This window comes from Paenibacillus sp. MAEPY2, assembly GCF_000499205.1.
GTDB classification, from domain to species: domain Bacteria; phylum Bacillota; class Bacilli; order Paenibacillales; family Paenibacillaceae; genus Paenibacillus; species Paenibacillus vandeheii.
In genome coordinates, this window is sequence record NZ_AWUK01000047.1 from 1 (window position 1) to 16453 (window position 16453).

Genomic DNA, 16453 nt, shown 5'->3' on the forward strand with positions numbered 1-16453 from the left:
AGACGGAGATTAATGATCTGCTGCTCAGTGCGCTATACCTTGCGGTGCGGAAGCTGACAGGCGAGCTGAAGCTGAAAGTGAACCTGGAAGGCCATGGCCGGGAAGATGTGCTGGAGGGGATCGATGTCAGTCGCACCGTGGGATGGTTTACAACCCTGTACCCGGTGCTGCTGAAGGGAGAAGCGGAGGATGAACTTTCGACCACGATCAAACGGGTGAAAGAAGGATTGCGCAAGGTACCGCATAAAGGCTTCAGCTATGGAGCGCTGAAATATGTGGCCCGAATGCCGGAGTTGCAGACGGAGCACCAAGCATCCATTTCGTTTAACTATCTCGGTGAGATGGACGGAGGCATGATTGGGGAAGCCATGTTCCGGGAGTCTCGTTTCTCTACGGGGCAAACGATTGGTGGCAATATCGCCCGAAATAACCCGATTGAACTGAATACGTTCGTATCTGGTGGGAAGTTACATCTCAACGTAACTGCAAACCAAACTGCTGCGGACATGCCGCTTGTGAGTCGATTTGCAGAGACGTTCTTGGAGCAATTAACGGAAATTGCGGACCATTGCTTGTGTCAGCGTGAAACGACATATACACCTTCCGACTATGGTGATCCGAGCCTGGCACTTGAGGAGTTGGAACTTATTAAATCTGCCTGTCCGGGCGTGATCATTGAACGGATTTATCCGTTAACCAATATGCAGCAAGGCATGCTCTTTCACGCAATGGAAGATGAGACATCAACTGCGTATTTTCAGCAAACGGTCATGAGGATTCGCGGGGAAGTGAACCCGGATGACTTGCAATCCAGTTTCAACGAGCTCATGAACAGACATGAAGCATTGAGAGCTTCATTTATACATCAAGATTTGGAAGAACCGAGACAGGTCATTATGCAAAATCTCACCATTGAATTTGAATTTCATGACTGGACTGCTATGGAAACGAATCGCTCAGCAGCGCAGTTGGAAAGTTTTTTACAGCAGGATAAGGCTCACAGTTTCCGTCTGGATACACAGCCACTTATGCGTGCAGCTCTGTTTCGCACCACTGATCAATCCTACACTCTTGTATGGAGCCATCATCATATTTTGCTGGATGGATGGTGTCTGGGAATTATATTATCCGAGCTGTTCCAGATCTATAAGGCCAAACTGGAGAATAAAGCGCACAATATGAAGGAGCCGAAACGATATCATCATTACATTGAATGGCTCACTCGTCAGGACAAGGATGAGGCCCAAGCGTATTGGAGACGTTATCTGGAGAATTATGACACACAGTCGAGTGTTCCAGGTTCGCTTCTTACAGAGCATGATGTTCCGTATTTGCGAAAAGAACAGACGATATCTTTGGGACAGGAGTTAACCCGCCAATTAAATGAAATAGGTGCTCATTATGGTGTGACGTTGAATACCGTCATTCAATGTATCTGGGGTCTGGTGCTGGCCAGATACAATGATACGGAAGACGTCATATTTGGAACCGTAGTCTCTGGCAGAGAAGCGCCAGTTGAAGGCATAGAAGAGATGATAGGGTTGTTCATCAATACGATTCCTGTTCGGATTGGTTACCCGCATCAAAAGCATTTTGGCGACGTACTCCAGGCCGTTCAGAAACAAGCCGTTGAAAGTCAGCAATTCAATTATTTGAATTTGGCTGAGGTTCAGGCATTGAGCGACCTCAACAAGGAATTAATGGATCACGTCTTTGTATTTGAGAACTATGCCCTGGATCATGGAGCTGTTCAACAATCCAGCACTGGGGTTGGTTTTGAAATTACCGGACTGCATGCGGAGGAACAGAGCAACTATGGATTCCTGATTTCAGCAACACCTGGTGACAGTCTGACCCTTGTGATTACGTATGATGGTAATAAATATGATTCATCCATCATCGAGCATATGGATCAACATTTTAGGAGTGTGGCAGAACAAGTTACTTCAGCTGATCATCATCAGCTTGCTGACATTCGGCTTGTGGGCGGTCAAGAGCGTGAGGTGCTCCTGAATTCTTTCAATAACTCTGATGCGGATTACCCGCGAAATATGACCATTCATGAGCTGTTCCAACAGCAAGTTCGACGTACGCCTGATCGAATTGCTGTCCTGGATGAGCATCGTCATATGACGTACACGGAGCTGAATGAGCGTTCCAATCAACTGGCTCGTACGCTGTTTTCTCTTACAGGAGGAACAGAGCAATTCATTGGGATTATGGCGGATCGGTCAGTCGATATGATCGTTGGCATCATGGCAGTGTTAAAAGCGGGAGCTGCATATATACCTGTTGATCCTACCTATCCGGATGACCGTATTAGCTATATGCTGGAGGATTCGGGCATCCACCTGCTGGTGGTTTCTGAAAAAGGAATGGATCGTGGTCTTCACCGTGGTTCATGCGTTGTGCTGGAGGAAGAGGACTCGTATCATGAGGATGCAGGAAATCTGGAGACATCCGTTCAGTCACATGATCTCGCTTATGTGATTTATACCTCAGGCACGACCGGGAATCCGAAGGGAACACTGATTGAGCATAAAAATGTTGTACGTTTGTTGATTAACGACCGTAATCGATTTGATTTTAACGAGAACGATATATGGACGATGTTTCATTCCTTCTGTTTTGATTTCTCGGTATGGGAGATGTATGGAGCGCTGTTGTACGGGGGGACATTACTTATCGTTCCACATCTGGTCGCCCAACAGCCCGGAGAATTCCTGCAATGGCTAATCCGTGAAAAGGTAACCATACTGAATCAGACGCCATCCTACTTCTATCGATTGCTGCATGAAGAGGCAAAACGTGCGAGAAAGGAATTGACTTTGCGAAAAGTCATTTTTGGTGGAGAAGCGTTAAGTCCGTCCTTATTGGCAGCATGGTATGAGCGTTATCCGTCTACAAAGTTAATTAATATGTACGGCATTACGGAGACTACGGTTCATGTTACGTATAAGGAGATTACCCTGTCTGATATACAAACGGGCAGAAGTAATATAGGTCAGCCCATCCCTACACTCAGGGCATATATTCTGAACCAGTATCGCCATTTGCAGCCTGTAGGATGTGTAGGTGAGCTATACATTGCAGGTGAAGGGCTTGCCAGAGGATACCTCAATCGAACCAACCTTACGGAAGAACGATTTGTCGAAGATCCGTTCTATCCTGGTGAGAAAATGTATCGTTCAGGCGACTTGGCCAGATGGCGTGCAGATGGCAGCATGGAGTACCTGGGCCGCATGGATCATCAGGTCAAAATCCGGGGATATCGAATTGAATTGGGTGAAATCGAGCATCAATTGCTTCAGCTTTCTGTCGTCAAGGATGCATTCGTTGTAGCCAGGGCGGATGAAGAGCATACACAATATATCTGTGCATATATCACCCTGAACGAGGTAGCAGATGATGCGGTTACGCAACAGATCAGACAACAGCTGTCTCTTCAATTGCCGGATTATATGATGCCAGCCTACATTGTAAAGATGGATCAATTGCCACTGACCTCCAACGGGAAAGTGGATCGCAAAGCGCTGCCAGCCCCGGAAGCGGGCATGTCTGCACTTGGGGGTTATGAAGCTCCGGGAAGCAGGGTGGAAGCGGAATTGCTTGCACTCTGGCATCAGCTTCTAAACAATGACCATATTGGCGTAAGCCACAATTTCTTTGAAGTGGGAGGACACTCACTGAAGGCTTCGGCTCTCGTTTCTCGTGTCCACAAGGCATTCGGTGTGGCCGTACCATTGAGACAAGTATTTGCAACGCCAACGGTCAGAGCCTTGTCCCAGTGGATTGATTCTGCTCGTTCCAGCAGCTATGAGACCATAACCAAAGCGGAAACCAAGGAGTTTTACCCGCTCTCCTCCGCACAAAAAAGACTTTTTATTATGCATCAGCTGGAAGATTCGAGCCTGGCCTACAATATGCCTTATGCTATGAAAATATCTGGCAATCTGGATGTACGCCAATTGAAAAGAGCTTTTCAGGATCTGATCAAGCGTCATGAATCGTTCAGGACCTCCTTCCATATGGTTGATGGACAGCCTGTTCAACGCATTGATCAACAGGTGGAATTCAGGATCACCTCTCGCAAGCTGGGTGAACAGACTTTAGAAGCGTGGCAGGCGGGATTTGTACGTCCATTCAGTCTGACTCAGGCTCCGTTGCTGCGGGTTGAACTTGTGCAGATGGGGCCTGCGGAATACAGTCTGATTATGGATATGCATCACATTATTGCGGACGGTGTATCCATGGGCGTTTTGACCAGGGAGCTGAGCGCCCTGTATGAAGGACAAGTGCTTGAACCACTACAATTGCAATACAGGGATTATGCCGAGTGGCAAGCACTGTCCAGAACAACGGATGTGATGCAGGCACAGCAGGACTACTGGCTCAGTGTCTATCAAGAGGAGGTCCCGCTCCTGGATTTGCCTATCGATTATGCAAGGCCGCAACATCGCAATTATGAAGGCGAACTGTTCCCGTTTGAGTTATCTGAGAGTGTGTCGCAGCGGCTGTCTCAATTGGCTCAAACAGAGGGCGTAACCTTATTTATGCTCCTGCTTGCTGGTTATACAACACTGTTACATCGATACACCGGGCAAGAGGATATCATCGTGGGGACGCCGGTAGCAGGCAATTCACAGCCGGAACTGCAAAATGTAATCGGTTTGTTCATTAATACACTGGCACTTCGGAATCGTCCGGTAGGCACGTTTACGTTCAGGGAATATCTTAACGAGATCAAGGAGAATACACTTCAGGCCTATGAAAACCAGGATTATGCTTTCGATGAACTGGTTGAAAAGCTTGCCTTGGCAAGAGATATGAGCCGAAGCGCCTTGTTTGATACGATGCTGGTATTTCAGAATTATGACAGTGAGGAGCTTGCATTGGAGGGTGTGCAGTTCACGTCACTTCTTCCAACCAACATCCGATCCAAATTTGATATCACCTTAACCGCAATGGAGGCTGAGGGCCGGATCAAATGTGTGTTCACGTACTCTACGGAATTGTTTAAGCCTGAAACAATAGAGCGGATGGCAGGCCACTTGGTTGAATTGCTGGATAATATCAGTAACGATGCCGCGTTGCGGTTGCAGGATATTCCAATCATCACCTCAGTAGAAACCCGTTCTATGATGCAGCTATCCTGTGGTCAGTCTGTGCAATACAGAACAGATGCAGCCCTGATCGAATTGTTCGAAGAGCAAGTGAGGAAATCATCCGGGCAACGGGCAGTGGTGTCGGGGGAAAACGAGTTATCTTATGAAGAGTTGAATCTCAGAGCTAATCAACTGGCCCGCTTGCTAAGAGCAAGAGGAGCTGCGCCGAATTCGGTTATCGCTGTAAGCGTTAGTCCATCTGTGGATTTGATTACAAGCATGCTGGCCGTTCTTAAAACGGGAGCCATTTATTTACCGATTGATCCTGAGCAGACCGTGAACAGGACAAATGTTATTTTGCAAGACAGTCAGGCTGTCCTTCTGTTGACGGATCGTCCGTTGTCCAAGGGGTTATCTTTCAGTGGGGATGTCTGTCAGGTTAACGACGGCAGTATCGAGCACTTTGACTCCATGGATCTATCTCTGCCGACTTCGCCTGAACAGCAGGTCTATATGATCTATACTTCTGGGTCAACAGGTACTCCGAAAGGGGTTATGGTTCGGAACAGAAATATTGTTAATTACGTTCAATGGTTTATCCGCGAAGCGGGAATTTCTGCGGCAGATCGAACGATGCTGATGTCTTCCAGTGCTTTTGATCTGGGATACACAGGTGTATTTTCATCCCTGCTGCAAGGCGGCGAGCTTCACGTTCCAAGCAAGGAAGACTACACCAATCCGGTCAGAGCATTACAATTGATGGCTCAGCAACGTATCACATTTATTAAACTGACCCCTTCATTGTTCAATCTGCTGCTCCATGATCCTGCATTTGCAGAATGGCAGCTTGTGCTGAGGCTTGTTGTGTTTGGCGGGGAGAAGATAAATACAACCGATGTGAAAAAGTATCTTGGGGAGTATCCAAACAGCCGAATTATGAATCATTATGGTCCAACTGAAACGACGATTGGTGTGGTTTTTCATAACCTGTCGTCTGTGAATGTTCGTTCCTTTATAGATCATCCGGTTATTGGCAGACCGATTGATAACACTGTGGTATACGTGCTTGATAAGCATGACCATCTGGTGCCCCAGGGTGTATTTGGTGAAATTTGTGTTTCGGGTGAATCAGTGTCCAGCGGGTATTTCAAACAGGTAAAAATGACCCGGGAGAAGTTTGTTGAAGATCCATTCCAGCCGGGGCGAATCATGTACAGAACAGGAGATCTTGCCCGTTGGACACATGACGGTGAGCTGGAACTGGCAGGTCGGAAGGATAATCAGGTGAAAGTGCGTGGTTATCGGATTGAACTGGATGAAATCAAAAAACAAATGCTGCTTCTGGAAGGTGTACGAGAGGCCGTTATCGTACCTGGAGCAAACCAGGAACAGGTTACCGTGCTCTGTGCCTACTTCACCGCAAACAGATCGATACCATTGGACGAAATTCGCGTTCATCTGGGTGTCGAATTGCCTGAATATATGATTCCTACGCATTTTATGCAATTGGATACCCTGCCTCTGACCGGCAATGGGAAACTGGATGTACGTGCACTTCCCGAACCGGATGCAAGCATGGGTGGAGAGACGGTCTATGAGGCCGCAAGAAACGAAGCGGAGAGCTTGCTCGTTTCAATCTGGGAAGAGGTGCTTGGCTTCAAGCCAATCGGCATTAACCATCACTTCTTTGCTTCCGGTGGGGATTCCATCAAAGCCTTGCAAATTATATCCAGACTGTCCAGAGCTGGCAAAAAGCTGACCATGAAAGAGCTATTTGCTAATCCACAGATCAAGTTGCTGGGGCGTTATGTTAGAGAAGATTCCCGTGTAGACCGGATGAAGCAGCGTATGACGGGTCCGATTGATCTTACACCTATCCAGAAGTCTTATTTCTTGCAGCATCAACGTAAAGGGATGAACCACTTTAATCAATCCCTGATGTTGTACCGGGAGAAGGGATTCAATCCGGAGACAGTCCGGCAGGTTATGGAAGGGTTAATGATGCATCACGATGTATTGCGGATGTCCTATCGTGAGGAACAAGGCAAGGTGGTGCAGACCCATCTTGATTATGAAGCAGGTCTTTTCCAACTGGATGTACAGGACATGATTGGTCTTGATGAGCAGGAATTGTTTATCAGGGTGCAGCAGGCAGCCTCCAACATACAGGAATCCATCGAAATTTTCGAGGGACCTCTAGTGAGAGCCGTCATTTTTAGAACCGATCAGGGAGATCATCTGCTCATTGTAATCCATCACATGCTGATTGATGGGGTATCTTGGAAAATTCTGCTGGAAGATTTGGCCATAGGATATCAGCAGCTTCTGGAAGGACAAGATCTTTCTTTTTATCCGGTTACGGATTCTTACCCGTACTATGCAGCTTTCCTAAGCGACTATGCGAAGGGAGGTCGTCTCGCGAAGGAGCGGGTGTATTGGATCAAGACGGATCAAGAAGAGACCGGTTTTCTTCCAAGGCATGAAGTTCATCTAGATGAATACCGTTACGGTGATAATCGAATGAGCAGTGTGTCGCTGGACCGGGAGATGACTACTCAACTTTTGCGAGAGACAAACCAGGCCTACTATACCGAAATTAATGACATTCTGCTGGCTGCTCTAGCTCTCTCCATCAAGGAATGTGCAGGAGCGAATAAAGTTAAGGTAACGATGGAAGGTCACGGTCGCGAGCTTATGGGAGACGAATTGGATATCAGTCGTACGGTTGGCTGGTTTACAAGCAAATATCCGGTATGTATCGATCTCGGGAATGAGGAAGGGCTCGGTACAACCATCAAGGAGGTAAAAGAGCAGCTAAGAAGGGTTCCAGCCAAAGGAATTGGTTACGGAATATTGAAATATATGACCAATGAATTGCCAACGTTGAAAGAGCAGACACCGCTCCTGTTGTTTAATTATTTGGGACAAATGGATCAGGATATCAACAGCGGCCTGTTTCGTTCTTCCTGGTTGTCAGCGGGCAATTCGGTTGGCGATGATGTCATTCGTGCCAATCCAATGGAAGTTATTGCATATGTGGCCGAAGGTCAATTGGTGATTAACATCACCTATAACCACAAGTTGTTTGATGAATCCATTGTTGAGAACTTGGCGACAACCTACCAAAAAATGCTCCAGCTGGTCATTGAACATTGTGTGCAGCAGCAGGCCGAAAAAACGCCATCCGATTATGGAGATCCGTATGTAACGCTGCAAAATTTGAAAGTGGTTACGCAAAAGTTCGGCCCAGAGCGAATTGAGAAAATATATCCTTTGGCCAACATGCAGCGCGGGATGCTGTACCATGCACTTGAGAATCGCGGAGACAGGGTTTATTTTGAGCAGCTGATCATGAACATCAGAGGAAATCTTGACATTGACCGGTTTCAGGAGAGTCTGAACCTGTTGATGCAGCGTCACGAAATGCTTCGTGCGTCCATTGAATACCAAGTTACAGAAGAGCCGCGGAATATTATTTGTCAAAACCGAGAAGCTGCTTTTGTATACCGGGATCTTCGAGAAGTGCCAGAACAGGATAGAGGCTCTCGTGTATTGTCAATTGCTAGGGAGGATAAAAGAAAAGGCTTTGATCTTAGCAAAGATACACTGGTTCGATTCGAACTGCTGCAGACCGATGAGGAGCAATACTCGTTAATCTGGAGTAACCATCATATCTTGCTTGATGGCTGGGCAAGAGGCATCATTCTTGCAGAGTTGGTTCATCTCTATGAATGCAAACGTACTGGGAAAAACATTCAGCTCCACGAGCCTGTACCTTATAGTGAATATGTGGAATGGTTGCAGGCGTTGAACAAGGATGAAGCCATCTCGTACTGGAAGAATTATCTGGGCGGATATGAGAACAAGGTTCAGCTGCCAGCAGGAACTTCTCGTTCATTGAACGAGGGGGCAACTCCACAGGAGCATCAATTCCGCATTTCCAGACAGCTCACGAAGCAAATGAATGATCTCGCTAACCGAAACCATGTCACATTTTATACGGTTATGCAGTGTGTCTGGGGAATCATGCTTGCCAAGTACAACGATACTTCGGATGTCGTATTTGGAACGGTGGTATCCGGGAGAGAAGCGCAGGTAAGAGGGATCGAAAACATGGTTGGTTTATTTATTAACACCATTCCCGCACGGATTCAATGGGATGAGGGACATACCTTCAAACAACTGATTGGAGATATGCAGGCCTCATCCATTGAAGGAAGTCAGCATCACCATCTGGGTCTGGCTGAAATTGCATCTTTGAGCAGTCTAAAAAGAGATTTGATCGATCATATCATGGTTTTTGAAAATTACTCGGTGGATTCAAGTCTTGTGGAACAGGACACGAATGATATTGGGTTTGTCATTGAGGACGTCCATAGTCAGGAACAGACGAATTATGGATTCAATCTGATTGCAATACCTGGTGAAGAGCTAGTAATCAAGTTTGCTTATGATTCCGGCAAGTATGATGAATCCTTAATGAAACTCATGGAAAATCATATGCTGACTCTGTTGCAACGAATAGTAACAGATGAAAACATGCGGGTCGATGACATACAAATCATGACGAAACAAGAGCAGGTTACCCTGTTGCATCAGTACAACGATACGGCATCAGTCTATCCAAAGAGCAAGACGATGCATCAGTTGGTCAGTGAACAGGCCGCCAAAACCCCTGAACATATTGCCGTAGCGTTGGGCGATGATGTGCTGACTTACAGACAGCTCGACATAAAATCGAATCAATTGGCAAGACATTTAAAGGCTATCCATGTTGGTCCAGGTTCCATGGTAGGAATTATGGTTGAGCGCTCACCCGAGATGATTGTTGGCATTCTTGCTATTATGAAGGCAGGCGGAGCTTATGTGCCCATTGACCCGGAATATCCCGCAGAGCGGATTGCATTGATTCTGGAGGATAGCGGTTCATCGATCCTATTGGAAATGGGAGAAGGCCATACCGGGCCAGGAAGAACATCCGTAGTGATTGATGCGGATTATAGCAATTATTCAGCAGAACCATTGGAGCAGCATGCTGGGCCGGAGGATGTAGCATATATGATCTACACCTCAGGATCGACCGGGAAACCAAAAGGCACAATGATTCCGCACAGCGGTCTGATCAATTATATTTTCTGGGCGAAGGACGTTTATTTGCAGAATCAGGAGCTTGATTTTGCCCTGTACTCCTCCTTTGCGTTTGATTTGACGATCACTTCGATCTTTACACCACTGGTTACTGGAAATAAAATAGTGGTATATCCAACCAGTGGAGATGAACCGGTGATCCTGAATGTATTCAGGGATCGGCAAGCAGGCGTAGTTAAATTGACACCATCACATCTGAATCTGATTAAGGATATGGACAATACCCGATCCAGTATCAAGTGCCTGATTGTAGGCGGTGAGGACCTGAAATCGGAATTGGCTTGGGAAGTGTACGAGAGTTTTGGAGGCAAGGTTCAGATCTTTAATGAATATGGGCCAACGGAAACGGTTGTAGGCTGCATGATCCATCCGTACAATCCCGAGACGGACACGAGAATCTCAGTACCTATTGGGAAACCTGCTGCAAATGTGCAGTTATATGTGCTGAATCAACATCATCAGCTGCTTCCGGCTGGTTCGCCAGGGGAACTTTACATTGGAGGTGATGGAGTATCCCGAGGATACTTCGGACGTCCGGAACTAACGATGCAGAAGTTTGTACCCAATCCGTTCAAAGAAGGGACTACCCTATACCGGACAGGTGATCTGGTGCAATGGCTGCCAAATGGCGACATGGAATTCCTCGGACGAATCGATCATCAGGTGAAAATTAGGGGATACCGTATTGAGCCGGGAGAAATTGAACATCGTTTGTTGCAACAACCGGAAGTTAAAGATGTCATTGTGACCCCGCGGAAAGATGATGCTCAGCAGAGCTATCTCTGTGCGTACATCGTGCCTGCGGACCCGAGTAGAGCGATGGACATCGTTCAACTAAAACAGGGCTTGCATGACGAGCTTCCCGCATATATGATCCCTGCATTCTTCATTGTGGTGGATCAGCTCCCGTTGACAGTGAATGGGAAAGTGGACTTGAAGGCATTGCCTGAGCCAGAGGGCAGTGTGACAGCTCAGCAAGCCTACACACCACCTGAAACGGAACTGGAACGCCACATGGCAAATATCTGGGAGGACATTCTTCCCGTAAAGCCAATCAGTATACACGCAAATCTGTTTGAGATGGGTGCAAATTCGTTAAATGTGATGTCTTTTGTATCCCGTTTGTACAGTCTGCTGAATTTTAGAATTCCGTTTAAAGATATTTTTGAGAAACCAACCATTGCTGATCTGGCGAACTTTGTTGAGAAAGCCAAAGATCTCTTGGAGGACTACACCGAAGATTGCATGCAGCTAACCCGGACAAGCGAGAAAAATCGGATGGTTTTCTGTTTTCCTCCCGCTGCTTCCATGGGGATTGCCTACATGACGCTTGCTCAGCATCTGGACTCGTTCGGAGTTTACAGCTTTAATTTCATCACTTCAGAAGATCGGATTGCTCGTTACGCTCAAATGATGATTGATATTCAAAAGGAGGGCCCGTTCACGCTAATGGGTTATTCCTCGGGTGGAGTACTGGCCTTCGATGTCGCCAAGGAGCTTAACCGCAGAGGATATGAAGTGCGTGACCTGATTATACTGGACTCAAAATACCGAACAGAAGTGGAAGAGCATCGTCTGACTGAAGAACAGATCAGGCAGGAGATTCAGCAAAAGTTCAACATGAGTCAATATCAAGACCTTGAGAAATTGGCTAATGACTATTTGCTGGAGCTGATTACAAAGTCTTACCTGTATGTTCATGAAGCCATAACCTTTGGTACGATTGATGGTAACATCAGTTATGTGACTTCAGGGATTTCCGATGCCAATGCTTCAATTGCATTGTGGGCCCAATCCACCACAGGACAATTCCGAGAAGTGAAAGGTTATGGCAAACATATGGAGATGATCGACAAAAACTATCCGGAAATTGTGAAACAGAATGCAAAGCTCATCAACGAACTCCTGCTGACAAGTACTAAATAACATTTCAAGGTTGGCGTTTCGTGAGTCAGAAACGCCAACCTTTTTTTTACACATGAGCATTTTGCATAAATCCAAAGAGTGTCTTTCAATCAGGAAGATATAGATCGAAATGCTTCTATTCGTCTAGATCTTATACCCGGGAGCGAGTTGAATCGAATTATGCAAAATGCTGACAGGAAAGAAGGTTGAAATTATGCAAAATATTCGTGTACTTATTGCGGATGACGATATGGAGATTCGAGACCTGATCCGAAAATATTTGGAGCGGGAGATGTATATCGTAGACACTGCCGCAGATGGAGAACAAGCGCTGCAGCTGTTTCAACAGCACAAATATAATATGGTCATTCTTGACCTGATGATGCCTCAAATGGATGGTATGGAAGCTTGTCGAAGAATTCGCAGCACCAGCAACGTCCCCATCATGATGGTGACTGCCAAAGATCACGAAACAGACAAAATTATAGGTCTTGGCATTGGTGCGGATGATTATATTACCAAACCATTTAGCATTCATGAGCTGGTTGCGAGAATTAAGGCGCTTATGCGCAGATTTATGGTTCTTGGTACTGAGGTCCCTGACCACAGTGAGTTTATTCGCTTCAAAGGATTGATGATGAATTTGAAAACATACACCGTTGATGTTCAAGGCAAAGAGATTGATTTGACAGGCAAAGAGACGGAATTGCTCAAATTTATGATGTCCAATCCAGGTCAGGTGTTCACCAAAGCGCAATTATTCAGAAATGTATGGGATAACGGGTATTTGGATGATGACAATACCATTATGGTACATATTCGAAAGCTGCGAATGAAGATTGAATCCGATCCTTCGAATCCGCAATTTATAAAAACCGTCTGGGGTATCGGATATAAATTTGTAGGTGAACGGGATGAATAGAGATGCCGTCTTGATGTTATCCGGTCTACAGTTGATTATCGGAGCTGGGGCACTTGCCCTGGAATACTACACTAGCTTGTCGCATGGTTCACGAATGTGGTTGTTTGCAGCGTTCGTTTTCACCAGCATCTTGGTACTCGTTAATCAATATCAGATTCGAAGCAAGCAGAAATCGATTGCTTCTGAGCTGCATCGGGCGGTCAATGGAGAAGGGAAAAGAAGAATGTTAAGCAAAGGGAATGCTCTGCTGGATGAGATCGTTTTTGCAGCGAATGACCTGATGGAACAGCTTGAAAACGTAAATATCGATGCACAGCGTTCCCAGGCAGCGAGAAAAAGTTTGCTTTCCAGTATTTCACATGATATTCGTACACCGCTGACTTCAATGATTGGTTATGTGGACGCGCTCAAGGATGATATTGCATCAACAGAAGAAGAGAGAAGCGATTATATGGATATTTTATCGAGAAAGTCCAAGGACTTGAAAAAAATGATAGATGAGATGTTCACCATGGCCAAACTGGATGCAGACGAGATGCCCATGCGGGCTGAGCCGTTGGATCTGGCCGAATTGACCAGGGAGATTTTGATTGAATTTATGCCAAGTCTCAAAAAAGCAGAGATGGATCTGAACATTCAACTTCCCGATTACTCTTGTTTCGTGATGGCAGATCGGCTAAGTATCCATCGCTTAATCAGCAATCTGATTCAAAATTCCATCCAGTATGGGCATGAAGGGGGCGTTCTGGGTATTGAAATGGCACGTTGTCATATCCATTTTCAATTAACCGTGTGGGATCAGGGTCCAGGGATATCGGAAAAAGAGCTTAATCTGGTGTTTGAACGAATGTATCGCAGTGACCATTCACGTAGTCCTGTCCTTGGGGCAAGTGGACTTGGGCTTTCCATTGCCCGAACACTGGCCGAGAAAAACGAGGGACATTTGCAGGCAGAGAGCATACCAGGAGTGAAAACATCCTTTATATTCACGATCCCCGAGTATACACGGGTGTCACAGTCACAACACAATTAAGAGATAGTTAAGATTTGGATAAGCGCTATTTAAAATCTGAAACCTAGAATGAAATTATCAGTTCTTGGAAGGAAGGTGCGCTGGACGTGAGTGTAATTATCAAAACAACGAATCTTACCAAAGAATACGGGACTCAAAAATCAGTCAATTCACTGAATATGACTGTTCACCAAGGTGGGATATACGGCTTTCTTGGACGCAACGGTGCAGGGAAAACAACGACGATCCGTATGCTTCTTGGTCTAATCAAACCAACACATGGCGAGATTGAGATATTTGGAGAGAACCTGTTTACCAATCAAAAAGAAATATTAAGAAGAACCGGCTCGATCGTGGAAGTACCCGGATTTTATGAGAATCTGACTGCCCGCGAGAATTTATCCATCAACGCTCGAATCATGGGGATATACAAAAAGAATGCAATTGAGGACTCACTTGAAATCGTGGGCTTGCAAAATGAAACCAAAAAATTGGTAGGCAAATATTCTTTGGGAATGAAACAAAGGTTAGGCATTGCCCGAGCCCTGCTGCATTATCCTGAATTGCTGATTCTTGATGAACCTACCAATGGACTTGATCCGATTGGGATCAAGGAAATTCGCAGGCTGATCAAAAATCTGGCCGCGGAGAGGAATATTACCATTTTGATCTCAAGCCACATTTTGTCGGAAATAGAACAACTGGTTGATTACATGGGCATTATTCACGAAGGGAATCTGCTGGAGGAAATTTCATTTGAGCAGCTTCGTAAAAGAAACCGCAAATACACCGAATTTCAAGTTTCAGATGATAATAAGGCCACGGTAATTCTCGACGGTTTGGATCAGGCTGAATATGAAGTTCATGATGAACGCAACATCAGGGTTTATTCCCACCTTGGACAACAAGGGAAGCTGAACAGGCTCTTTATGGAGAATGACATCGATGTAACCAAAATTATGGTGAGTGAGGATCGGTTGGAAGACTATTTCACCAAGCTGGTTGGAGGTGGAACCATTGGTTAATCTGCTTTACAGTGAACTTCTGAAACTGAAACGATCCAAAATGTTTTTGCTTAGTATCATCGGCGCGGCTGTTGCCCCTTTGATGGTTGCTGCAGCCATGTTTGTGCAAATGAAAACAAAGGAGCCATACCTTGTGGCACAATTCAGTGTGCTTATGTCCAACACAAGCATATATGCTGTATTGGTCATTGGGGTTCCGTTGTATGGGGTTATTACCGCTTACCTGTATAACAGGGAATATGCAGAGGATACAATGAAGAATCTGCTGACCATTCCCGTTTCCAGGGTCGCTCTGCTGATGTCCAAATGGATTATGCTGCTGGGATGGATTATACTGCTTACATTATCCGCTTGGGCGCTGGCGATCATTTTTGGTTCGCTGGGTCAATTTGCAGGTCTTACTCCACAGTTCGTGCTCAACTCGCTCAGCAATTATGTAGTGGCAGGTCTTTTATTGTTTCTGCTGTCGACCCCAATCATTCTGATTACGCTCGTATTAAAAAGTTTTGTTCCGGCGATTATCGTAACCATTATTATTACACTGGTGAATGTGATGCTCGCTACAAGTGAACATCGCGGATTATTTCCATGGACCGCAGCACTGGATATTGCCAATGGAACACTGGAAGCCAAATATCCGCCAGAGTATTCATATATTTCGATCGCTGCTACGTCTATCATCTGTCTTGGACTGGCCATCGGTTATTTCAAGAAAATAGATATCCATTAATAAAAAAAGAAGTTACGCCAAATCGTTATAATCCCCTCCCCGTAAACAGAGTGATGAGTTCACCATCCTGTTTACGGAGAGGGGATTTTTCGGAAAGTACATATCAGCTACATTCAATTAATGAATCAAGCCCTTGCAGAATATTCAGGAAGCACTTCGTTATCCATTGAAAGTAACAACGAAGATCACGTAAATCATATATGTTGCTGGATCATTTTTTTGCTCAGACGCTCTGATCTGCTATGATGAAACAAATAATTATGGCTAGAACGGAGGGAGATCATGAACTGTATTGCTGTATTGCCTTATTACAAAATACAGAGAGAAGTGACGGGTCTCGCACAGGAAGTACTGCAGAGTGATCGGTCCATGATACTGTATTCAGACAAGATTGTAACGAAATACCGCGAGTTTCATATTACGGAAGTGTTCGACATGTCTTTTCGGAGAATGGGCAATGAAGGTGGCTTTTTCTATCTCCATACAAGCACGGGAGTCTATCCTTACATGGTCAATATTGATCCCAAGCCTTTTATCCAAACGTTCAGAACAATGACGACTCAAAAATTAACTTAACCTTGACCTTGCCGTTACGTGAAGGCTTAT

The 16453-nt window shown here is 45.6% G+C and carries 6 protein-coding genes; all 6 read left to right on the forward strand.

What is annotated here, in order from left to right; genetic code table 11:
* Positions 1–8: 8 nt before the first annotated feature.
* The 6 genes from P364_RS0130420 to P364_RS0130445 all read left to right on the forward strand — a co-directional run bounded on the left by P364_RS0130420 (position 9) and on the right by P364_RS0130445 (position 16423).
* Positions 9–12179: a non-ribosomal peptide synthetase gene (locus tag P364_RS0130420; protein ID WP_268870918.1), complete on the forward strand. Its 12171-nt coding sequence runs from the start codon at positions 9–11 to the stop codon at positions 12177–12179.
* Positions 12180–12372: 193 nt separating this feature from the next.
* Positions 12373–13080: a response regulator transcription factor gene (locus P364_RS0130425; protein ID WP_024633782.1), complete on the forward strand. Its 708-nt coding sequence runs from the start codon at positions 12373–12375 to the stop codon at positions 13078–13080.
* Complete coding sequence (locus P364_RS0130430) at positions 13073–14113, forward strand: sensor histidine kinase (RefSeq protein ID WP_024633783.1); 1041 nt, start codon at positions 13073–13075, stop codon at positions 14111–14113. Before P364_RS0130425 ends, P364_RS0130430 begins: the two co-directional genes overlap by 8 nt.
* Before the next feature lie 86 nt (positions 14114–14199).
* Positions 14200–15117, forward strand: coding sequence for an ABC transporter ATP-binding protein (locus P364_RS0130435; protein ID WP_024633784.1), 918 nt, complete (start codon positions 14200–14202; stop codon positions 15115–15117).
* On the forward strand, positions 15110–15847 hold the full coding sequence (locus tag P364_RS0130440) for an ABC transporter permease (protein ID WP_024633785.1): 738 nt from the start codon (positions 15110–15112) through the stop codon (positions 15845–15847). Before P364_RS0130435 ends, P364_RS0130440 begins: the two co-directional genes overlap by 8 nt.
* A gap of 282 nt (positions 15848–16129) precedes the next feature.
* Positions 16130–16423: a hypothetical protein gene (locus P364_RS0130445; protein WP_024633786.1), complete on the forward strand. Its 294-nt coding sequence runs from the start codon at positions 16130–16132 to the stop codon at positions 16421–16423.
* The last annotated feature ends 30 nt before the right edge of the window (positions 16424–16453 follow it).